This is a genomic window from Singulisphaera acidiphila DSM 18658 (assembly GCF_000242455.2).
Lineage (GTDB): Bacteria > Planctomycetota > Planctomycetia > Isosphaerales > Isosphaeraceae > Singulisphaera > Singulisphaera acidiphila.
The window spans coordinates 236,848-257,602 of record NC_019892.1 but is presented as its reverse complement, the minus strand read 5'-3'; the positions used below and the strand labels follow the sequence as shown (position 1 = coordinate 257,602).

Sequence of the window (20,755 nt, the reverse complement as noted above, 5' to 3'; positions counted from 1 at the left end):
CCCCAAAAAAGCCTGCGCCCTCTCCTCAATCAATGTGGGGAGAGAGCCGGTTTTTTCAAAGTCAGCAGCTTTTCGACGATATCGAAAGCAGCCCTTGGGCGCGCCAGGCGATGGACGTTTGCCCGCATCGCGGCGAGCCGCTCGGGGTCGTCGAGGAGGCAGTCAATCTTGTAGGCGAGGGCGGGCAGGTTATTACAGCGGAGCGCCGCTCCCTCTTCCAGCAGGTGATCGGAGTTGCGTTCCTCCTGACCGGGGATCGGGCTGACAACGACAAAGATGAGGCCGCGAGCCAGGGCCTCGGAAGTGGTGAGCCCCCCGGGCTTACCGACGACGAGGTCGGCGGCCGCCATGTATTCGTCCATCTCGGTGGTGTAGCCAACCACCTTGATCGTGACGTCGGAACCGGGCCGCAAGTCTTCCGCCTGGCGTTCCAACTGGGCTTTCAGCTCGTCGTTACGGCCACAGATCGCCACAATCTGGGCGGGATGTTGGAGTTTCATGAGCGAGCTCATGAGCACGTCGATCCGCCCGACCCCGAATCCCCCTGCTGAGATCAGAATCACCGCGCCGTCCCGGCGCAGGCCGTGCTTCTCGCGCATCTTACCTTGGTCTTTCGGCCTGCTGAACTCGGGATCGATCGGGATGCCGGAGACCGTGATCTTGTTCGCCGGAATGCCGAGCTCCTGCATATGGGCCCGCGTTTCGTCGATCGCGACGAAGTATTGGGCGTAGTCCGGGCAGAGCCATTGGGCATGAACATCGAAGTCGGTGACGACGATCGCCTGCTGGGTTTGCAGTCGCCCTTGCTCGGTCAGCGAGGAGATGATCTCGGCGGGAAGGAAGTGGGTGCAGACCGCGATGTCCGGCTGGTAGCGCTCCATGAGCTTGATGAAGGGGCGGGTATTGAGCTTGTCGAAGGCCAACTTGAGGCGATCGTCCATCCCCGGCTTGTCCATCCGGTCGTAGAGCCAGCCGAGCACCTCCGGCATCGCGTTGACCATGTCGATGTAGGCTTTGGAGTAGAGCCGGCGGAAGAGCGGGTTCGTGTATTCGAGAACATCCAGATGATGAACACTTTTGGCGGAGCCGGTCTCCTGGAATGCCCGCTCGATCGCCTGGGCCGCGCGCAGGTGACCCGCCCCGGCGGACGCCGACAAGATGAGGACACTGTTCAACATCGAGGTTCTCATGCCTCCACAAATCGGGAATTCATGTGCAGAGTCCCCAATCAGACGGACACAATCACGTGTTCTACCCTGCTGGGGAAGGCCGCTCGCCCCTAACAGATTCGGAATCGCGCGAGGCTTTGAGTTCCCTCAAGTGGTAAGGGCCGAGGACGACTTTTGATTCTGGCGGTCCTGATGGGATCCGTCCAGCACCCAAGTCACCTCGGCCCGCGAATCGCCCGCCGCTCCCGCGTCAGTCCGAGGGAGCGGCCGCGACGATGGCTCTTCAGCAGAGGGGGCGTGGCCTTCAGGAATTGTCGGCGAACAGCGAGACGAACTCCCACGAGGACAGGAGGTCGACGAGAACCTGCCTGATGCGAATTCCCTGGTTCAATTGATCCAAGAAGTACGTGAGCCCCGCGGAATCAGCCGGACGGCCGAGAACGTTCTCATAGAGGAAGTTCAGTTGCGAGGCCTTGCCGCGCGGACTCAGGAGCACTTCCTGGGCCACGGCCGCCGTCGAGACACCTCGCGCTAGCTCGCCGGTGAGCCTGGCACGAGCCGCGTCGGGGACGTCGGTCCCGAGAACGGCCTGGTAGAGAGCCGTCAGGAAACCCCCGATCGTCCCGCCTCCCTGCGTCTCATAGAACGCGCGGGAACCGAGGACCCGGGCCGACAGGCCGATTCCCGAGGATCGCGACGCCGGGCTCAAGGCGGTGCTCACCTCGTTCCCGGTCGCAGCGCGATTCAGGAAGGTCTGATAGTTGACTTGCACGGCCGCGATCCTTCCTTCACGGCTATTCACGATCAGGTTCACGACCCGCTTGAGCGGAACACCCATTTCAAGCTGAGTACGCCAGTAATCCAGCCCTCTCTGCTCGATCGGCCGCTGGAGAACGACCAGGTAGACCTGGTTCAACAGCCGTTCGGTCTGATCGCCGACGACGATCGTGAGCGTCTCGGAGGAGGCAGCGGTGAAATTCCCATCCCCCTGGTAGACCGCCGTGATCGCGTCGAAGCCGATCGCCAGCGCCGTCGTGGTCAGCGTGGCCTGGCCATTGCTCAGCGTCCCCGATCCCAGCAGGACCCCATTGGAGTAGAACAGGACCGTCCCCGTGGGCGTTCCCGCTCCGGAACCGGAGACCGCCACCGTCGCGGTCAGCGTCACGGCCTCGCTCGAGGCCGGATTCGGCTTCGATGAAGCCACCGTGACGGTCGTGCTCGACTGACCGACCGTGGCCGTCACGGCTGCCGACGTGCTGACCAGGAAACTGCCATCCCCCAGATACTGGGCCGTGATTGCAGCCGTCCCCACCGGCAAGGCCGTGGTCGTCAGGGTGGCCGTTCCATTGCTCAAGACGCCTGAACCGAGCAAGGTCGTGCCCTGGTAGAACTGCACGGTCCCACTCGGTTGCCCAGCGCTGGGATCGGCCGCCACGACGGTCGCCGTCAAGGTCACCGCCTGGCCAAAGACGGTCGAAGTGGGGCCCACCGTCAGGGTCGTGGTCGTGCTCGCCTGCGCCACGGTCACCGTAACCGCCGGCGCGGTGCTGACGCCGAAGGTGTTATCCCCCAGATATCGGGCCGTGATCGAAGCGGAACCGACCGGCAGAGCGGAAGTCGTGAGGACGGCGACGCCGTTGCTCAGAAGGGCCGTGCCCAGCGAGGTCGTACCCAGGAAGAACTCCACGGTCCCCGTGGGAATTCCCGAGGTATCGCTCCCCACGACGGTCGCCGTCAAGGTCACCGGCTGACCAAGGACGGTTGAAGTGGGCGTAGCGACCAGGGTCGTCGTGCTCGCCGCGTTGACCGTCGCGGTCACAGCGGACGAGGTGCTGCCGCTGTAATTGGTATCGCCCAGATACTGGGCTGTGATCGAACTGGTCCCCAGCGGCAGGGAGGCGGTCGTCAGCGTGGCGACGCCGTCGGTCACGACGGCCGTACCGAGCAACACCGAGCCGTTGAAGAACTGGACGGTGCCGGACGGCTTCACCAGGCTGGCACTATCGGTGGCGATGACGACCGTGAGCGTGACCAGATCGCCCAGGCTCAGCGGGTTGGGCGCGATGTTCAGGGTTGTGGTCGTGCCCGCCTGCGCCACGGTCACCGTGGTAGCCGGCGAGGCACTGCCGGCGAAGGTGCTATCGCCCTGGTACTGAGCCGTGATCGAGGCAGCGCCGCCGGGCAGGGAGGAGATCGTCAGCGTGGCGACACCATCAATCAGCGCGGCCGTCCCCAGCGGGGTCGTCCCGCTCATGAAGATCACGTTGCCGGTCGGCGTTGCCGAACCGTCGACCGCCGCCACGGTGGCCGTCAGGGTCACCGGCTCGCCGTAGACGATCGCCGAGGGAGAGGCCACCAGGGTCGTCGTGCTCGCCGGGCTGACCGTCAGGGATACCTCCGGTGAGGTGCTCGCGGTGAAGTTGGGATCCCCCTGGTACTGGACCGTGATCGAGCTGACCCCCAGCGGCAGAGCGCTCGTCTGAAGCGTGGCAACACCGTCGCTGAGCGTCGCCGTGCCCAGCGAGATCGAGCCGCTGAAGAACTCGACAAGCCCCGTGGGCGTTCCCGCTCCGGGCCCGACCGCGGTGACGGTCGCCGTCAGGGTCACCGGCTGGTCCAGGCCGGCGGGGTTGGGCGTGGCGGTCAGCGCGGTGCTGGTGCTCGCCTCGTTCACCGTCTCGGCCACTTCGGGCGAGGTGCTCGCGACGAAGTTGGGATCCCCTTGGTACTGGGCCGTGATCACGTTGTTGCCCACGGCCAAGGCACTCGTTTCAAGCGTGGCGACACCGCCGTTGAGTGTCGCCGTGCCCAGCGAGGTCGAGCCGCTGAAGAACTCGACAAGCCCCGTGGGGGTCCCCGAACCGGTGCTGACCGCCACGGTCGCCGTCAACGTGACGGTCTGGCCGAAGACCGAGGGATTGGGCGAGGCGTCCAGCGTCGTGAGGGTGCTCGCCTGGGTGACGTCAACCGCGATGGCCGGCGAGTCGCCAGGAGCGAACAGGGTGTCGCCCCGGTACTGAGCGATAATCGGGTCGCCCCCCACAGGCAGGGTCGCGATCTCCAGAACGGCAATGCCATCGCTCAGCGTGGCAATGCCCAGCGAAATCGCGCCTTGGAAGAACTCCACCGTTCCCGTGGGAGCTTCCAAGACACTCGGATCCGAGGCCGCCACCGTCGCCGTCAGGGTCACCGGCTCGCCGTAGACGACCGCCGAGGGTGAGGCCACCAGGGTGGTCGTACTGCTGAGCAGGTGGGTCAAGACAACGTCATTGCCATCGCCACCGACATAGCTGATCTGGAACACCTCGCCGGAAACCACGAACGTGGCCCCCTCTGGAAGTCCCGCGAAGGTGCCGCTGATCGCGGCGCTGCCGGTATTGTTGATGATCAGGAACTGGTCCTGCCCCACCGGCGTGAAGCCGAGCAGAGGCTGGAGAACGGCGTTGTCGAGGTTGACCTGGCCGGTCACCTGCAACTGGCTATAGCCCACGCCGGCAGTGCCGCCGTCGAGGATCACGGTGAAGGTCGATCCGGGATCGAATGTCAGATCCCCGCTGGCGGTCAGGATCGCAGGGGAGGAGTGGCCGGGACTGACGGTCCCCGAATTGACGGTGATTGAGCCGACGGTCCCCGCGCCCTGGAGGAAAGTCCCGGCGTTGACGATGATCGCACTTCCCGCTTGCGCGCCGTCGACAACCAGCAGGCCGCCGTCAATCGTGGTGATTCCGTCGTAGTCATTGGGGGCGGCCAGGTCGAGTTCCCCGTCCCCCTGCTTGCTCAGGCCGGCGGAGCCGGAGATGACACCGCCCAGCACCAGGACGGCTCCAGCCCGATCGACGCGTACCGACGCGGTGCCGGTGAACCCGATCGGCAAGCTGAGAGTCCCGCTTCCCGAAGTTTGGGACGCCTCAAGGGAGCCGTCCAAGGTGATCGCGGCCCCATCAATGTCATATCCGCTACCGGCGATCGTCAACGAGGCGAAGGTCGTGCCGGGCGTCAAATCATTCGTGTTCTTGGTGTTGCCAGCACCATCGGGAAAGATCAGGTCGCTTCCGGAAACAGGCGGCGTGTCCCAGTTACCTTGATTGGACCAAAGCCCATCGACGGCGCCACTCCAGATGCTGACGGCGGGCGCCAGGCGACTCTCCAAAGTCTCAAGCCCAACCCACGGCGAGCCCTGCCGGCGTCTCCGCCTTCGCTGGCCCGACAAACGCTTATCCGCCCCAACTCTCCGGGGAGAACCGAAAAGCGACATCATGATGCAGATCCCCTGTGTGCAAAGACTGCTGAAGGTAGCCAACCGCCCCCAGAAGAGAGGCACGTTGCTCTCGCTCACCCAACCCCAGGCAGACTTCCGTGGCACTTAACTCCTAAGGAGTTCACTGAGACCAAAGACATGCTACCATCCACGCAATACCTGTCAAGGAACAGGAACGATGAAAGGTACCCTTCGCGAGTTCAAGGTCGCGTGCGAGAATCTTTAGCCGTTGCCTCAAGCGCCAGGGGATCCGAAAAACCATGCACGCATCTTGCAGCCTCGAAGAGATCAACGTTCGTCCCTTCGAGGCTGCAGCCAGGGGTCTTTTCCTTCGAGAGTCGTCAGAACGCTCGTTGCCGTTTCTCTTCCTACCGAACAAGAACATCTGGACAATAAACACTTTCTGCAAAGCCCGTCGCCTGGCCTCCCCACAAATGCCCTGCATCGAGGGACGACGACAAGACGAGATCGCAGCTTAACCCCAAAATCAAAATTAAATCCACATTGCAAAATATAAAATTCATCATAAATCTTAGTTTTTTCGACTCGTGCGCACTACGTAATTGAGAACGATGCGTTGCGGCCTCAAGTGACCGCTCAGGAGGGGGAGAGGAGCATTGCAAACGCAGCCGAATTGCATTCTCTGACAAGGAAGGGTTTTTCGTCACCCGTCCCGGAATCTCGATTGCTTGCGTGGCCAATGTTGGCGAGAATACCAGGTTCAAAAACTGCGGCAAATTCGCAATAAGACGCAAGTGAATCTAAAATTTTGAGACCGCGTGCAGGATCTTTTCCAATGGCTGCCGCCCACGACGACCCAATCGGCACAACGTTCGCTAACGGACGATACGAAATCACGGTCAAGCTCGGTGAAGGTGGGATGGGGGCGGTCTATCGGGCCGAGGACAAGAATCTTCAATCGAGTGTTGTGATTAAGCTCCCTCACCGCTCGATGGTTACCGACGCCGAATTTTCGCGCCGGTTCCGCGACGAGGTAAGGTCGCTCGTTCGCTTATCGCACCCGCATATCGTTAAGGTTACCGATGTGGGGGAGTGGGAAGGCCTCCCCTTCGCAGTGCTCCAGTTCCTACCTGGAGGAAGTCTGGAGGATCGGCTCGCTGCGTGGAAAGGGCCGGCCGTACTGGCGGCCCTGGTGAGTTGGCTCGGGCCCATTGGCAGCGCACTCGACTACGTTCATTCGCAAAAGATGGTGCACCGCGACGTCAAACCGGGCAACATCCTCTTCGACGCTCAAGGGCACCCCTTCCTCAGCGACTTCGGGGTAGTCAAGGTTCTGGCCGCAGCGGCCGACGATCGCTCGTCGTCGCGGACGGCGATGACCGGCACGGGCATGGTCCTCGGCACACCTCACTATATGGCCCCCGAGCTGATCATGGGCGACCCGTTCGACGGCCGAGTCGACCAGTACGCCCTGGCCGTCACCGCCTATGAGCTCCTCTGCGGGCGCCGGCCGTTCGAGCATGAGGTGGCGACCCGTGTTCTGATGATGCAGGCCCAAGACGCGCCGCCGAGCATGGCATGCTTCAGCCCCTGGTCGCCGCCCCAACTCGAGTCAGCGCTGTTCAAGGGACTGGCTAAAGCCCCGAGCGACCGCTACCCGACGTGCGCCGCGTTTGCGGCTGCCGTCGTCGAGGCGTCAGGCCTGGAGCAGGGAGAGCGCGGGCGGGCGCGGGTCCGCTGCGGGTCGTGTGGGAAAACGATGACGGTTTCGGTCGAGGTGCTGGCGAAGCTCAGCCAGAGCGGACGCAGCGCCCCTTGCCCGAAGTGCCAGAAGCCACTCAATCTCGCAGGGGGCACTGCAACGGTGCTTCCCCCCCGTTTCTCGGGCGAACGGCCTCGTGGCAGCGATACAGCGGTCCTGGACGTCCGTGGGGGCACGGCCAAGGTCCAAGCCCTGACGCCGCCGCAAGCGAAACCCGAGACACCGGGCGGTGGCACCGTAGTATTCGGCAGCATCCCGGTGAAGGCCGTCACGAAGTCTCGGCCGGAACTGGGTTCGGATTTCGAACCGGTTGATCCTGGGGAGGACAAATCGAGTCGCTCGCCCCTCTTCTGGGTCACCATCGGCCTTGTAGCAGCCTGCATCCCATTGGTCGCCTACGCGGTCTTTCTCTGGAAAGCGACGTCAGGCCGCCCAGGGAACTCGCAAGCTAGGGCAACCGCCGAGGTCGTCGCGGCAGGCCAGGACTCCCCTGTAACCCCGCTGGGGCAGGGGGTGGCAAGGGCTCGGATCGCTCGGAACGACATGAGCGACGCCTTGGTTCAGAGGCGGCTCGGCGAGCCAGAGAGCGCGGCACCTCGCCTCGAAACCGGCCCGATCGTCAAGGTATCGCCATCGCTCGAGACGACGGCCCCAAGGATCGACGCTTCGGCAGACTCCCGGATTAAATCCGAAGCTCTGGTGGATCTCTCACGTCCAAGGGAGGGCCCCAGCCTACCAGACAAGGTCGTGAGCGACATTCACGCGTCCCAAGGTGAGAGGACGGCGATGCTGAAAGGCGAGCCCGACAGCCGGTTCCCGGAGAAGCCTGCCACCGCCCTCGCACCGGCCCCGGATCCGGATCCGATCGCGGACGATGAGAAGCCCTCTTCACGGAACGTCCCCCTCCGCCAATTGCTGGCGACCCCGGAACCACTCGCCGGGAAGCTGATCACCCTGGAGCAGGTCTACTGCGTCAGCAAAGTCCCCTGGCGACTGGAGGATGGCTCGTTGCAAGTCGCCCTCATCGAAAGTGACCTGGAACTCACGGCCAACTCCGCGCGGGTCCGGCTCCGCAACTCGAATCAGCTGGGGTTGGACCGTCAGCTTGCCGATCAGCTCATCAGTCTCGGCAAAATGCAGGAGATCGCCGATTCGATGCCGACTTCACCCGACTGGATCATGCAACCCGCGAACCTGACGGTGAAAGTCTCCGATTCGTCGAGAGGGAACAATAAGAGCGCCGCGCGAATCGTCCGGCTGGAGTTGTTTGAGAGCTTCAAAAACGAGGTTCGTGGCTCCGCCAAGAAGAAGCTCATCGTATTATTCGCCACCCAGACCGTCACAGCGGCCGGTGTCTCGACTGGCTTCGGCAACAACGACGAGTGGCAGAAAGTCCCCAAGCTCGGACACGCCTACAACCAATTCCAACGGTTCTTCGAAAGCATCCAGCGGCAAAATAGTCAAATGAAGTGGGCGGCGTTCAGCAATCAGCTCAACAGCCTGATCGGAGAAGGGACAAGGCAGAGCATCGCAGCGCAGGCGGAGAGCCAGAGACGGATCCAGCAGATGATCACGCCCTCCATCCCGACACGGTGAGTCGCCCGAAAGGACTTTGTCGATGACGCGAACCACCTTGACAGCCCTGGCCCTGATCGGCTCGTTCGCGGGCCCGGCCTTCGGCCAGATCAATTTCATCGGGCCAGGGTCGACCCCCCAGGGGGACATCCTTCGCGGCGAGGGGGTCTTCCTCCAAGGGGCCGGGATGTTCAACTATTACACAGCGCAGGCCGACTCGATCAACGCCGACACTATGATGCGCATCAATGAATACATCTACCTCTCGATCCGGCAAGATCGAGCCGAAAAAGCCGCTCGACGCGCAAGGAGGACGGCGGAGCGACTGGCCAATTTCAACCTGATCCGCAGCCGGGTCGAGAACAATCCGAATCAAAACGACATGCTCAAAGGGAACGCGCTCAACGCTCTCTTCGAGCAACTCGCCGGGCCGAAAATTCCCCCTTCGTCCTATCGGCTGAACTCGTTTGAGCTCGACGCCGACATGGTCCGGAAGATCCCGTTCTTTTACGGGCCGAACCAGGAGACGATCGCCTTGTCGCGGATCATCCCGGCGGGCCAGTGGCCGATCGCCTTGCGCGGACCCGAGTTCGCCAGCCAGCGGCGCAACTACGAGCACGCCCTCGACGCCGTCCTGGAGCTCCAACTCGACCGCAAGACCACACGCGATTCGCTGTCCGCCCTCAGCGTCGCCGTACACGACCTCGCCGAGAGACTCGATCAGGTCATCTCTCCAGAGAAGGAGACCCTCTACCTGGAGGCGAAGCGCTTCATCCGACGGCTCGAAGCATCCAAAGAAATGATGAAGCGAAAAGACGTCGAACTGATTATCGGTGAGCTCGATCGCTACTCCGGGACGACGGTCCATGACCTGGTCGTCTTTATGCAACAGTACAACCTCCGATTCGGTGTCCCCGAGATCGGCGCAGAGCGGGCCACCTATCCGAAGCTCTACGCGGCCATGAGGCAGCAACTCGATGAATTGAACGAGACCCTGCAGGGTGAGGGGCGAGCCCCCCGGGTCCATGAGCAATGAGCGACGGAGACCACGGATGACAACAAAATCAAGGTACGCCACGGCTGCGGTAGTCGGTAGCCTCTATACGGCCCTGGTCGTCTGGTTGGTGGGGGCGGAAGCCCGGTCCTACCGCGACGGGATCCGCCGCGATCGAGAACGAGGCAACGTGGCCACGCCGGCTTTGGCCCTCGCAGCTTCGCCCTCGCGATCGGCCCTTCCTCCGACCGTCCCGCCGGGCGACGAGGTCGCCCCGATCACCCCGGAGCCAATCACTCCGCCCGGCCCGCCGGAACCGGAGCCGGAACCAGCCACCGTGATCCCAAAACTCGAGGTCCCGGCGGCGAACGTTGAGGCCGCCCCTTCCACCTCGGCCCCGCGCGCCGCACGATCCCCCGGAGCGGTCTGGGCCGACACGCTTGACCTCAATCGGCTGACCCCCCAAGAGGAGGCCCGCCTCGGCGCGGAGTTGCACGGGCTCGTGCTGGCGGGCAACCTGGCCGACCCCAACGGCGATATCCAGCGTCTCAAACGCGCGGGCGACCCCCTGATCGCGAAGGCGGCGCGAAAGGAGGTTGAGTACAAATTCACCGTACTCGACTCCGACGAGGTCAACGCATTCTCGCTCCCCGGGGGCTACATCTACGTCTCAAGAGGCTTGTTTCAGCTGGTCGGTGAGACGGTCGAGCCCGAGCAGGATTATGCGTTGCAGTTCGCGTTGGGGCACGAGATTGCCCACGTCGACCTCAAGCACGCCCTGAACCTGGTCGCGGCCGGTCAGGCGGCCGGCAAGGCCCAAGGGGTCGACACGCTGAATCAACTCATGGTCCCGATCGGGCTGGGTTATCCCGATGCGCAGGAGTTCGCGGCCGACACATGGGCCTATCAGCGGATGACGACTCAATTGGAGCACACGCGCCGGGAGACGCTGATGTTCCTCATCAAGCTCCAAGGGTTCTCGGAGCGGAACGGGTTCCGGAACGGCCGGGTCATTCCTGAATCGAAGTCGGGCCTGACGCTCGTGGAGAATCACTACCGGGCCCACCCAGCGGCCTGGGACCGGCTCGACCGACTCAAGGCGCGGGGCGTTCGACCGGCGGGGGGCGGGTCTCCACCGCGATGAAGGCAGCGACGACTCCCCCGCCCAACAGCATCGCCCCGAGCGCGAGCAAGACCGCCACTGGCCCCGTGCGGACGGTCTCGGCCGGGAAGTAGGGCTCAGCCAGGTCGCCAATCGTCCCGGTGGGGGCCGGCACGCGTGCGGATGCGTTGAGGAGCAACCCCTCGAATGTCCAGCGCGACGGGTTCAAACTCGCCGCCCGCTTCGCCCAGTCGGGCAGGCCAAGCCAGGTCTGACTGTCACCGCCCAGCCCCCACAGGAGGAAAGCCAGGAGCGCCACCAACGCCCAAGCCACCGTCGGCCGCGAGGCAACCGCCGCAACGATCAGCCCGAGCGTGAGCCCCACGCCTGCCCCGAGCCAGAGCAGCCCGAGCCCCGAAGACGCGGCCAGATCCGCCCCTGACAAGATCCGGAACGTCCCCCATTCCAACAGGCCAGTGACCAGGCAGAGCACCGCCGCCACCGACACGCGCACCGGCCAACGGCCAAGTTCAGCCGCAGGAAACGTGCTCGCTCCGATCCCGGCACCAATCACAAGCCCAAGACCGACAGCCGCCAGCCCTAACCGCGAGAGGAGCGCCGCGAGCGCCTGCCCTGCGCCGGTCCACTCCTCCGGATTCTGGAGCGACCTCGGGTCAAACCCCGCCGATGCCACCGCCAGCACGGCTGCAAGCGGCCCCAACACAAGGAAGACCAACGGCCTCAAGACTTGCCCCCAGCCGAGCGGCTCCGACTCCCATTCGAGACCGGCCCGCGCCCTCATCGAAACCGTCTCGGGGTCCAGTTGGATCGGGATCGTCCCGATCGGCTCGACAGACAGCACGAACAGGTAGCTCCCAAGCCCGATCACATCCCCAACTTGCGCGATACCAACCCGCTCGATTCTGCGGTCGTTGATCGAGGTCCCGTTCGACGACCCAAGATCCTCAACCACGACGCTGCCATCGTTCCGCCGACTCAGCCGAGCGTGGCGACTCGAGACGACGGCCTGATCCACCACCCAATCGCAACCGGAGTCGCGACCGATCACCACCGGCTCGGCTCCAACGCGCAACTCGCCCGGGCGAGTGCCCAACGCTTCGAAGACACGGGCGGCCGGGAGCGGATAAGTGCCGAGGTAGATCGTGTCGTTCGGCGACACGACGGCCCGCGCGGCCCTGCGATCGGGCGAGCCGACGGACGTCCCGTTCGATGAGCCGAGATCTTCGATTTCCGCCTGGTCCGAACGGCCGCTCCAGACGACCCGAGCGTGATAGCTCGAGACGGTCGGCAGATCCACCACAAGGTCGTTATCAGGTTCACGCCCGATCCTGAGAACCTGCGAACCGGGCAGAGTGAACTCGCTCGCAATGAGATCGCCGGGCCATGGCATCCGTTGCGATCGGCCAAGCATGATAATATTCTCTGGGCCCACGCGCAAGGGAGCCGTGACTTGCTGCCCGTCGACGAACGTCCCGTTGGTCGAGTCCAAGTCTTCGAGCAAGTAGCAGCCGGTGCTCCCGACGGAAGTCAGCCGGCAGTGCCGCGCCGAGACCGCCTGGTGATCGACCACCAGGTCACAGTCAGGGTCGCTGCCGATCATCCAGGACCTCTTCATATCGCCGCGAATCTCTCGTAGTTTAGAGGGCTTTCAAGAGGAACCGCTGCTCGCCGCACTGAAAGTACCCGCCACGTTCGAGCGCAACCTCTGAAACACGGCCCCAAACACCGTTGCGCGATCGGTCGTTGGCAACCATCCAACGGCCCTTCTCGTCCCGGTAGATCCGAGCGTGGCGAGGGTCGACGAACGGGTCGTCGACGATGACTGCGCATCGACTGGCGTCACGCCCGAGCCAGTATTCCCCCTCGGTGAGCGCGTGCCGGCGGATCTCGGCCCCCTTGGAGATTTCGACGAGGCAGGCCGGGGCCGCTCCTGGAGCCAATCCTCCCCCACCAGCGCGAGACGGCACTTCCCACTTGCGGGTCGCGTTCGCCCTCGACGGCTCCTCGACCGCCGGGACAGACGCGGCCGGGGCATCGAATCGAAAGAGCCGAGCTCCGACCATGAACTCCTGGCCCTGGTGGAGCATGATCGTCGATGCCCGGACAAACGTGCCGTTGGTGCTCCCCAGGTCACGGAGATACCACGACCAGGCTCGGCCGTCATTCCGACGGACGATCTCCGCGTGTCGGCCGGACATGCCCGAGTCATGGGGGATCACCAGATTCCCCTCGACCCGCCCGATCAAGAACGAATCGCTCCGGATCCGGATCATTTCGCCCGTGGTATCCCCATCGTCGAGGACGTGGAGCAACGCCATCGGCGGCCGAGAAACGGGGCGGAACACCGGCGTCTCATCACCAGAGACCCGATCGGCCTGCGTCGTGGGCCCAACCTCCCGCACCGTTGGAGTCGACGCGGCGCGAACCTGCGCCCGGATCTCCTCCACCGATTCCAGGACGGTCGCCTGCCGCCGCGCCGGCCCCATCTCTCTTCGTGGTGTCCCAGATTCCACGGGTCCACCCCATTCTTTTCTTCGACAAGGAACAGCAGTGCGATCACACCAGACCGACCAAACCGGCGCATTTGCAAGTGTTCCATACAGATATAGCACGCCCCAAAGCGACCTTCAACGCCTCCGTAGGCTGACTTTTCTTGAAATTGGGACTCAATCTCAGTAAAATCGTCGCAAGGCAAGCGCGACGACTCTTCTCGATCGTAAGCGCTGGCCAACTTAGTCCCCCCCCCATTCGTGGCTTGGATTGGTCCCCAAAAGTCACGTCTCCGAAAGATTGAAAGATTCGATACGATCCATGACGTGCTCATCCCCCCTCCGTCATCGTCGCCCTCATTCCATCGGCTTCACGCTCATTGAGTTGCTGGTCGTGATCGCGATCATCGCCGTGTTGATTGGTCTGCTCTTGCCCGCCGTGCAGAGTGCCCGCGAGGCTGCGCGACGGATCCAGTGCACGAACAACCTCAAGCAGGTCGGCCTGGCGCTCCACAATTACGTCGGCACGCACGAGTTGCTACCGCCGGGCCGAGGTGCCACGCCGCTGGTCTGGTCGTCGCTGGCTTCGCTGCTGCCGTTCCTTGAAGGGTCCACCGTTTACAACACGCTCAATTTCAGCATCACGCCGCTCGACGTCTCGAACTCGACCGGGGTCGCCACCATCATCTCGACCTTCCTCTGTCCTTCCGACACGAAGCAGGATCGAATTGCGGCCACATACGGCCCGAACAACTACTTGGCGAATGTAGGGACCGGCCTCCAGAACGGGGGGAGCTTCCGCCCTCAGGACGGCACGGAGGAAATCGACGGGCTGTTCTTCGACCGTTCGTCCATTCGATTTGCCGCGATCACCGATGGCCTGAGCAATACCGCGGCCTTCAGCGAGACAATCAAAGGCGACGGGATCGGCTCGTCGGGCCTGAAAGCCAGAGACCCGATCCGGCAATACGCCCTCGGATCCGGGCTTCCGGTAACGGATAGCTTTTGCGCGGGGCTCACGATGTGGCTCGGCACCCGAGCCCAGGAGTGGGGCCGGGGCAGCTTTACCTACACGACCTTCAACCATTTCCTCACGCCCAACAGCGCGTCGTCCGACTGCATCTCGGGCGCAACCGGCGGCCGGATGGCGGCGCGAAGTTTCCACTCCGGCGGCGTGAACGTCCTGATCGCCGATGGCCATATCCGCTTCGTCAAGAACTCGATCAGCCTGGCCACCTGGCGTGCCATCGCCACGCGCAGTGGGGGCGAGGTGATCTCCGCCGACCAGCTCTAGCCTTGATGAGTTGCGAATCCGTTGAATCCTCAATCTGAGCCCGGGGCCGCGGCGCCTTTTGCAACCAACCACGGCCTCCCCCTCCCTCCTCGCTCTTGACCTAAGGACCGCAAGACAGTGGAGTCGTCATTGGGGAAGCACCTGGCCCTTTGTTTTTGAGAGCGGCGAACCCAATGACGTTTGACCACAAGAGTCTGGAATTACTCGGCGAAGCCCTTCGGACGATGGACCACGGTTTCCGCCATCTCCCCGAATCCGCCCCGGCCCCCGACCTCGAGCCCCTCCGCAACGCCTTGAGGGAGGCTGCGGAACGGATGACGGACAATTACCCCTACCAGCATCCGCTCTACATCGGGCAGATGCTCAAGCCGCCGCACTCCCTTGCCCGGCTCGCATACGCCCTGGCAATGTTCCTGAATCCGAACAACCATGCCTTGGACGGTGGTCGCGCGAGTTCGGCGATGGAGAAGGAGGCGGTGGCCCAGATCGCCCGGATGTTCGGCTGGGAGACGCACCTCGGCCACCTCTGCGGCGGGGGCACGATCGCCAACTTCGAGGCCCTCTGGGTCGGTCGGGAGCTGCGCCCGGGCAAGTCGGTGGTCGCCTCGGCCCAGGCCCACTACACCCACTCGCGGCTCTCGGCCGTCCTCAACGTCCCCTTCGCGAAAATCGCAGTGGATCAGCGCGGGCGGATGGACGTTCGGAGCTTGGAGAAAGCCCTGGCTACGGGCGAGGTGGGCACGGTGGTGGTCACGCTCGGCGCCACGGCCGCCGGGTCGGTCGACCCGCTGCCCGAAGTGCTCGCCCTCCGGGAGCAGTACGACTTCCGAGTCCACGTCGACTCGGCTTACGGGGGATATTTTACCCTGGCGAAGAACCTCGAGCCCGAAACCAGGGCCGCCTACGACCGGATCGGCGAAGCCGATTCCATCGTCATCGACCCGCATAAGCATGGGCTCCAACCGTACGGCTGCGGTTGCGTCCTCTTCCGCGACCCTGGCGTCGGCCGGTTCTATCAACATACCTCGCCGTATACCTACTTCAGTTCGGACGAGCTGCACCTTGGCGAGATCTCGCTCGAATGCTCGAGGCCGGGGGCCTCGGCGGTCGCCCTCTGGACGACCATGCGACTGCTCCCGCTCGAACCCGGTGGCGATTTCGCGCACAGTCTCGAATCCTGCCGCGCCGCGGCCCTGGCACTTCACCAGGCCCTGGAGCAGGACGAGCGGCTCACCCCTTTGTTCCCACCAGAGCTGGATATCAACGTCTGGGCGATACGGGCAGAGTCGGCCAGCGAGTCGTCAGCGCGAGCCCGGAAAGTCTTCGCTGCCGCCGCAGAGCGCGACCTTCATCTGGCCCTCTCCAGCTTCCCGCGTGTCATGCTCGAAGCGGCAAACCCGGTTCTCCGCTGGGACGCGGAGGAGATCATCTGCCTGAGAGCCTGCGCCATGAAGCCCGAGCACCAAGCCTGGATGCCGGAAATCTTGAGTCGACTCCGAGCATCACTTGCAGAGACCTTGGAAACTCCAGACCCCTAACTCCACTCCAGCCTTTGGCCCACGAGCCGAACGGGCAGGGCAGGCGACGGCATGGCCAAGAGCCATCCAAGTGGCACCACACCACGCTCTCAAAGGCATCGTGGCTTCGTGGTTTTGAGCACGATCGCCAACCGAAACGTTGTGATTCAACCACCAAATCTTCATCAATTTCCTAAACTGGCGACATCGTCACCTAGACTTGATATGGCCCCCCAAGGGAATCGGTCCCATTGCCCAACCTCCGAATCACGCCATCGGGAGAGAAAGAGGATGATGGACGGCAAGGACCATGTCCTCATCGTCGAGGACGACTTGGCGACCCTGTATGCCTTAGAAAGGTTGTTCCAAAGCCAGGGGTGGCAGGTGTCCTCGTCTCGGACGATCGAGAATGCCTTGACGCAGTTGGAGTCGCCGCCCGACTGGATTGTCCTCGACCTCGGCCTGATTGACGGCAACGGCGAGGATGTGCTCCGTTACGTCCGCGAAGCAGGGATTCCGTCCCGGGTGGCGGTGGTCTCCGGCCTGATCGGCCCGGCGAGTCTTCCCGGCCTGAGGCCGCTGAAGCCCGACGTCTTACTGATGAAGCCAATTCATTTCGAAGATCTGCTCGTGGCGTGCGAGACTCCCACTTCCCCCTCAGCCCCAGCCGCGCACGAGGCCTTGGCCTTGAATCGCCCGAAGTCGACACAAAACCCCGTCGCCACACCTGGGAAGGTCCCCGCCAAAGACGGGCCCGAGTCGACCCTTGAGAAAGGTTGACTTCCCGGTCAGACCCCGATCATGGTGACCGCGACGGGCCATCCGGCCTGAGTGCGCCGGTCGCGGTGGCGCACAACGACACATATCACAAAATTAACCGTAAATGGAACGCTTATCAGAACAATGCCTCCCAACAGTTTATGTATCCAGTGCATTTAACGCATCTTAAAAGCAATCCTGATGGCAATGGGGATGGAAACGGTCCGAAAGCGGGAATCACCCGGCCGATGAGCAAATCTCCGCGCACGACTACGCATTCTCGCGACATAATTGGGATTTGCTACCGTCGCCTGAGTGAGAAATAAGCCCAAGAGGAATCACCCCCGAACCCGTCCTTCAACGAGTCCCTGGCCCAGGCGTTCATGCCCGCCTTTGATTTCATCTGGATTTTTTGCCGATTTATCCTAAACGGCACAATCGTTGCCGGGCGAGTACTCAAGCCCATCATCAGCGGCAACCCCCACTCACGCCGGCTCCGCGTTCGGATCGTCTGGCCATCGGGAGGGGGTTGACCATCATCAGCATCATCGAATCCGTGCGTCGGCAGCCCGTTGAGGATCGCCTCCATGCCCAAGCCATCTCGGTCCCCGAATTTCCTGTCTCGCAAGGAGTCGCCGGTTGCTCCTCTCCTCGCCCCCTTGGAGCGAGGAACAGGTCGAGAGATGCCCACCGCCTGCGAGGATGGCAAGGCGAGCGCCGAGGCCATCAGCACCCGCCGCCGCCGTGGTGACGATCCGACGACCTGCGACCCCGACTACTCGCCGGACGAGTTAGAATTCCTCATGGCAATCCAGCAGTACAAGCAGATGAGTGGCCGGAAGTTTCCGACCTGGAGAGAGGTGCTCGAGGTCCTTCTGTCGCTGGGATACGAGCGGGCTCGCTGAGCGATAACTCAGCCCCTTCGTGAAGGACCGGTTTCAGCCAAGCCCCCGCGCTCAACCACGTCGCTTCGTCTGCGCCGCGTATTTCGCTTTGACTTTCAGGAACGCCCCGCCTTCTTCCTCTTGAGTCCTCTGATCGTCCTGCTTGATCGTCTCCAGTTGCTCCGCCGTCAGCGGCGGCACCTTGGAAGGGTCGGTGATGGGAGCCTCGGGGCCACCGCACCCGGCCAAGGCGAGAAGCAGAGCGAAGATCGCGTTCGATCGCATCATCGTTTTCCTTACGAATACGGTTACGGTGAGGGCTTCAGAACGAGTCGGCACTGAGGACTTCGCCATCGTCGATGGAGGAGAGCTTGCGCATCGAGCCGGGGTCGATGGTGAACTTAAGGAACCGGACCGAACCGTCGCCCAGCACGGCGTTGACCCCGCCCGGGTGGGAACTGCCGAACATCCGCCGCCAGAGATTGCCGCCGGTCTTCGGCGACGAGGGGTTGCTGCACTGGCCGTTGAGCGAAGGTGCCTTGGCGTCGGCAACCGGAGGGAAGTGGTAGCGAATGACATCCTCGTCCCAACCAGCATTGAACCAGCGTTCGTTGTCGCCTCCATCCACGCCGTGACGGTCGTCCGGCAGCGACTTCTCGGCGGCCAGAATCGAGTTCGATGTCCCGTCGATGAAATCGGACAGCCGGCGCTTGCTCCGAACGCCGTGGGCAATCGCCCCCTTCCTGCCACTCGTATCTCCCTGATTGAGCGCATCACGCTCGTTCTTATACGGAGCGAGGCCGTTCGGAGGCGCGGGGACCCAGCGGTTGCTGGAGTCCTGACACTCGTACATCTCTCCTTGAAAGAATCCGGCACAACCCGCATAATCATTCTTGGATGTTGTCTTATTGTAGATTTGAGGGGCGCGGCGGGTCGGGCAGTAGTAACCGGGGACGGCGATCAGGGCGATGCTGTCCTGACCGGCAAAGTCGGCCGGGCGGCCCGATGCGAGGGGAGGGATGGCGAAATTGGCGAGATTGTAAAGCGGTTGCTGCTCCAAAAACGGCAGAATCTTGAAGAAGTGCCCGTATCCGTCGGGGTGCAACGCGTTGCAACAGGTGGACGTCTCGTATCCCGCAGTCTCATCATAAATCGACTGGGCGGGGACCGGGTTCCCAGAAGGGTCGACCGCCTGGGGGTGGCCATCGAACGGCCCCTGCGGAAGGTGGCCGTTGGCCGACTCGAAGTTCAGGAAACCGAGGCCGATCTGCTTCAGGTTGTTCGTGCACTGGGCCCGACGGCCCGCCTCACGGGCCGCCTGCACGGCGGGCAGAAGCAGGCCGATCAAGACGGCGATAATGGCGATCACGACCAGCAATTCAATGAGTGTGAACCCCGAGCGCCGAGGCTCGGGTAGAGTCCGAGAACGCATGATGTAAGACTCCAGGAAAATCGGGGGGATCTCGAGCAGACAACACGCAGTCGACGCGAGGAGTCTAGGCACCGTCCATGAAGCCGTGATGAACGCAAGCCGAAGATCCCAATAAATAGCCTGATTTTCAGCACGCCTTCATGACCGAATTTGTTCGGAGTCCCAATTTACTAAAACATGAAATTTTCATGAATGCGTTTGTCAGACGACCGCGTGCTGGTATTGGTATAAGGACGAACCTGATGCCAGGCGCCAACCTCTCGCGATTCAACGCGTTGAGGTCATCTCCCATCCGACGCCCCACCGACAGGAGGCCCTGCCCAATGTCACGTTTTCAGATCTCCATGTCTTTCCTCGTCATTTCCTTGGGTGCGTTCAACACCGCAAGAGCCGAAGAGGTCGAGCACCCGATCTACCGGAGCTGGGCGCGGCACCCGATCGGCACGACCATCATCCTCAAGTCGGTGACCACCTCCGGAGGGAACACGATCGAGACCACGAACAAGACCACGCTCGTGAAGTTGACGGACAGCACGGCCGTGCTCGAGACCACGATGACGAGCGACGGGACCGGCAAGGTCGTCGAATCGCCCCCCCAGACATACATTCAGCGCAGAATGTTCCCACTGTTCGCCGGAATGACGAAGGACGACATCGGAAAGCCCCCGAAAACGTCAAAGCACGGCGAAGAGACGATCAAGTTGGCTGGTCGAGAAATCAAAACCCAGTGGTTCGACTCGACCGGACAGACCGAGGTCGGCAAAAGTTTGACGCGAACCTGGATGTCCGACGACGTGCCCGGCAAGCTGGTCAAGGCCGTCACGCACGTTCCCACAGCCAAAAACACGACGACCGTCGAACTGATCGAATTCAAGATCCCCAACAACAAATCCGACTAACATTTACCTCATAATTTAATTCGCGATTCCGCATAATATCATTTCGAATATCCTGCATCATCTTGCCGGCCACGCCTGGTTGCGGTCGCCGTGGCGACGTCCTTCCGTCGGTTTTCCCGATCCTGCCGGGAACGCTCCGCAACCAGGCTCGCGTCAACCCGCATCGACTGGTCCCAGAGTGTCGGCGGGGTGTTGTTCAGAGAGTCGCAAAGCAGGCGCAGACCATCGATGAGGTGACCGACCTGTTCGGCAACCATGGCCGACGGAAAAGCAAAGGCGTTGAGCGCTCGCTTCGCCCGTTCGATCTTCTCTGCGTCCGTGATCCCGGGATCTGTGCTCACAACAAGGCTCCTCTTTAGCCGAGGTCGAGTGATGAGGTGTCGCCGGCGCACACGACCCTATACAACAAAAAAATGAACACGCAAACAATTCAGCAAATTTTATTGCAGCCCCGGAGGGGAGACCGTTCCTAGCCAGGGGAGCAAGCCCCTGGGAACAAGACAAGTTCAATTCCGAATTGTTTGCAACCCCGGAGAGACGACCGTCAAACGCGCAGAGTTGACTCAGACGGCCGCCCCCGGGCTGCAGAATGCGTGCATGACTTTACGGTCTCATTATAAGCCAAAGCAGGGCGTTCAG

The 20,755-nt window shown here is 62.7% G+C and carries 15 protein-coding genes; 8 read left to right on the top strand and 7 right to left on the bottom strand.

Annotation, left to right across the window (positions count from 1 at the left end; genetic code table 11):
• Nucleotides 1-29: 29 nt before the first annotated feature.
• A complete protein-coding gene (locus SINAC_RS01010) occupies nucleotides 30-1,178 on the bottom strand; it encodes an MGDG synthase family glycosyltransferase (protein WP_015243843.1) in 1,149 nt (382 codons plus the stop codon).
• A gap of 295 nt (nucleotides 1,179-1,473) precedes the next feature.
• On the bottom strand, nucleotides 1,474-5,427 hold the full coding sequence (locus SINAC_RS01005) for an Ig-like domain repeat protein (RefSeq protein WP_244884921.1): 3,954 nt from the start codon (nucleotides 5,425-5,427) through the stop codon (nucleotides 1,474-1,476).
• A gap of 796 nt (nucleotides 5,428-6,223) precedes the next feature.
• On the opposite strand from SINAC_RS01005, the gene SINAC_RS37780 reads away from it, so the two are divergent.
• From SINAC_RS37780 to SINAC_RS00990, 3 genes are read left to right on the top strand one after another with little or no spacing between them, the layout of a single operon-like run.
• Complete coding sequence (locus SINAC_RS37780) at nucleotides 6,224-8,746, top strand: serine/threonine-protein kinase (RefSeq protein WP_015243841.1); 2,523 nt, start codon at nucleotides 6,224-6,226, stop codon at nucleotides 8,744-8,746.
• A 22-nt stretch (nucleotides 8,747-8,768) separates the two neighbouring features.
• The gene (locus SINAC_RS00995) at nucleotides 8,769-9,761 is read left to right on the top strand and encodes a hypothetical protein (RefSeq protein WP_015243840.1); all 993 of its coding nucleotides are present in this window, start codon (nucleotides 8,769-8,771) and stop codon (nucleotides 9,759-9,761) included.
• 16 nt (nucleotides 9,762-9,777) lie between these two features.
• Nucleotides 9,778-10,863, top strand: a complete 1,086-nt coding sequence (locus tag SINAC_RS00990) for a M48 family metallopeptidase (RefSeq protein WP_015243839.1) — start codon at nucleotides 9,778-9,780, stop codon at nucleotides 10,861-10,863.
• Here SINAC_RS00990 and SINAC_RS00985 read toward each other — a convergent pair.
• Together SINAC_RS00985 and SINAC_RS00980 are read right to left on the bottom strand one after the other, a co-directional pair.
• Nucleotides 10,814-12,442 carry an FHA domain-containing protein gene (locus tag SINAC_RS00985; RefSeq protein ID WP_015243838.1) on the bottom strand — a complete coding sequence of 543 codons (1,629 nt, stop codon included), beginning with the start codon at nucleotides 12,440-12,442 and terminating at the stop codon, nucleotides 10,814-10,816. The genes SINAC_RS00990 and SINAC_RS00985 overlap by 50 nt on opposite strands.
• A gap of 37 nt (nucleotides 12,443-12,479) precedes the next feature.
• Nucleotides 12,480-13,328 carry an FHA domain-containing protein gene (locus SINAC_RS00980; protein WP_015243837.1) on the bottom strand — a complete coding sequence of 283 codons (849 nt, stop codon included), beginning with the start codon at nucleotides 13,326-13,328 and terminating at the stop codon, nucleotides 12,480-12,482.
• A 325-nt stretch (nucleotides 13,329-13,653) separates the two neighbouring features.
• Between SINAC_RS00980 and SINAC_RS00975 the strand changes: the two genes are divergently transcribed.
• From SINAC_RS00975 to SINAC_RS00955, 4 genes are all read left to right on the top strand, one after another.
• On the top strand, nucleotides 13,654-14,625 hold the full coding sequence (locus SINAC_RS00975) for a DUF1559 domain-containing protein (RefSeq protein ID WP_015243836.1): 972 nt from the start codon (nucleotides 13,654-13,656) through the stop codon (nucleotides 14,623-14,625).
• Between the two features lie 173 nt (nucleotides 14,626-14,798).
• On the top strand, nucleotides 14,799-16,163 hold the full coding sequence (locus tag SINAC_RS00970) for a pyridoxal phosphate-dependent decarboxylase family protein (RefSeq protein ID WP_015243835.1): 1,365 nt from the start codon (nucleotides 14,799-14,801) through the stop codon (nucleotides 16,161-16,163).
• A 270-nt stretch (nucleotides 16,164-16,433) separates the two neighbouring features.
• Nucleotides 16,434-16,922, top strand: a complete 489-nt coding sequence (locus tag SINAC_RS00965) for a response regulator transcription factor (protein WP_015243834.1) — start codon at nucleotides 16,434-16,436, stop codon at nucleotides 16,920-16,922.
• 566 nt (nucleotides 16,923-17,488) lie between these two features.
• Nucleotides 17,489-17,806, top strand: a complete 318-nt coding sequence (locus SINAC_RS00955; protein ID WP_015243832.1) for a hypothetical protein — start codon at nucleotides 17,489-17,491, stop codon at nucleotides 17,804-17,806.
• 51 nt (nucleotides 17,807-17,857) lie between these two features.
• On the opposite strand, the gene SINAC_RS00950 is transcribed toward SINAC_RS00955, so the two are convergent.
• Nucleotides 17,858-18,073 carry a hypothetical protein gene (locus SINAC_RS00950; RefSeq protein WP_015243831.1) on the bottom strand — a complete coding sequence of 72 codons (216 nt, stop codon included), beginning with the start codon at nucleotides 18,071-18,073 and terminating at the stop codon, nucleotides 17,858-17,860.
• A gap of 34 nt (nucleotides 18,074-18,107) precedes the next feature.
• Complete coding sequence (locus SINAC_RS00945; protein ID WP_015243830.1) at nucleotides 18,108-19,217, bottom strand: DUF1559 domain-containing protein; 1,110 nt, start codon at nucleotides 19,215-19,217, stop codon at nucleotides 18,108-18,110.
• A 323-nt stretch (nucleotides 19,218-19,540) separates the two neighbouring features.
• Here SINAC_RS00945 and SINAC_RS00940 point away from each other — a divergent pair, with 323 nt between their 5' ends.
• A complete protein-coding gene (locus SINAC_RS00940; RefSeq protein ID WP_015243829.1) occupies nucleotides 19,541-20,116 on the top strand; it encodes a hypothetical protein in 576 nt (191 codons plus the stop codon).
• A gap of 38 nt (nucleotides 20,117-20,154) precedes the next feature.
• On the opposite strand, the gene SINAC_RS00935 is transcribed toward SINAC_RS00940, so the two are convergent.
• Nucleotides 20,155-20,457 carry a hypothetical protein gene (locus SINAC_RS00935; RefSeq protein ID WP_015243828.1) on the bottom strand — a complete coding sequence of 101 codons (303 nt, stop codon included), beginning with the start codon at nucleotides 20,455-20,457 and terminating at the stop codon, nucleotides 20,155-20,157.
• Nucleotides 20,458-20,755 lie beyond the last annotated feature (298 nt).

What these genes read in the sequence shown, in the direction of transcription:
- SINAC_RS01010 (WP_015243843.1), bottom strand. Translation starts at nt 1,178, where the DNA reads ATGTTGAACAGTGTCCTCATCTTGTCGGCGTCCGCCGGGGCGGGTCAC.
- SINAC_RS01005 (WP_244884921.1), bottom strand. Translation starts at nt 5,427, where the DNA reads ATGATGTCGCTTTTCGGTTCTCCCCGGAGAGTTGGGGCGGATAAGCGT.
- SINAC_RS37780 (WP_015243841.1), top strand. Translation starts at nt 6,224, where the DNA reads ATGGCTGCCGCCCACGACGACCCAATCGGCACAACGTTCGCTAACGGA.
- SINAC_RS00995 (WP_015243840.1), top strand. Translation starts at nt 8,769, where the DNA reads ATGACGCGAACCACCTTGACAGCCCTGGCCCTGATCGGCTCGTTCGCG.
- SINAC_RS00990 (WP_015243839.1), top strand. Translation starts at nt 9,778, where the DNA reads ATGACAACAAAATCAAGGTACGCCACGGCTGCGGTAGTCGGTAGCCTC.
- SINAC_RS00985 (WP_015243838.1), bottom strand. Translation starts at nt 12,442, where the DNA reads ATGATCGGCAGCGACCCTGACTGTGACCTGGTGGTCGATCACCAGGCG.
- SINAC_RS00980 (WP_015243837.1), bottom strand. Translation starts at nt 13,328, where the DNA reads ATGGGGCCGGCGCGGCGGCAGGCGACCGTCCTGGAATCGGTGGAGGAG.
- SINAC_RS00975 (WP_015243836.1), top strand. Translation starts at nt 13,654, where the DNA reads ATGACGTGCTCATCCCCCCTCCGTCATCGTCGCCCTCATTCCATCGGC.
- SINAC_RS00970 (WP_015243835.1), top strand. Translation starts at nt 14,799, where the DNA reads ATGACGTTTGACCACAAGAGTCTGGAATTACTCGGCGAAGCCCTTCGG.
- SINAC_RS00965 (WP_015243834.1), top strand. Translation starts at nt 16,434, where the DNA reads ATGATGGACGGCAAGGACCATGTCCTCATCGTCGAGGACGACTTGGCG.
- SINAC_RS00955 (WP_015243832.1), top strand. Translation starts at nt 17,489, where the DNA reads ATGCCCAAGCCATCTCGGTCCCCGAATTTCCTGTCTCGCAAGGAGTCG.
- SINAC_RS00950 (WP_015243831.1), bottom strand. Translation starts at nt 18,073, where the DNA reads ATGATGCGATCGAACGCGATCTTCGCTCTGCTTCTCGCCTTGGCCGGG.
- SINAC_RS00945 (WP_015243830.1), bottom strand. Translation starts at nt 19,217, where the DNA reads ATGCGTTCTCGGACTCTACCCGAGCCTCGGCGCTCGGGGTTCACACTC.
- SINAC_RS00940 (WP_015243829.1), top strand. Translation starts at nt 19,541, where the DNA reads ATGTCACGTTTTCAGATCTCCATGTCTTTCCTCGTCATTTCCTTGGGT.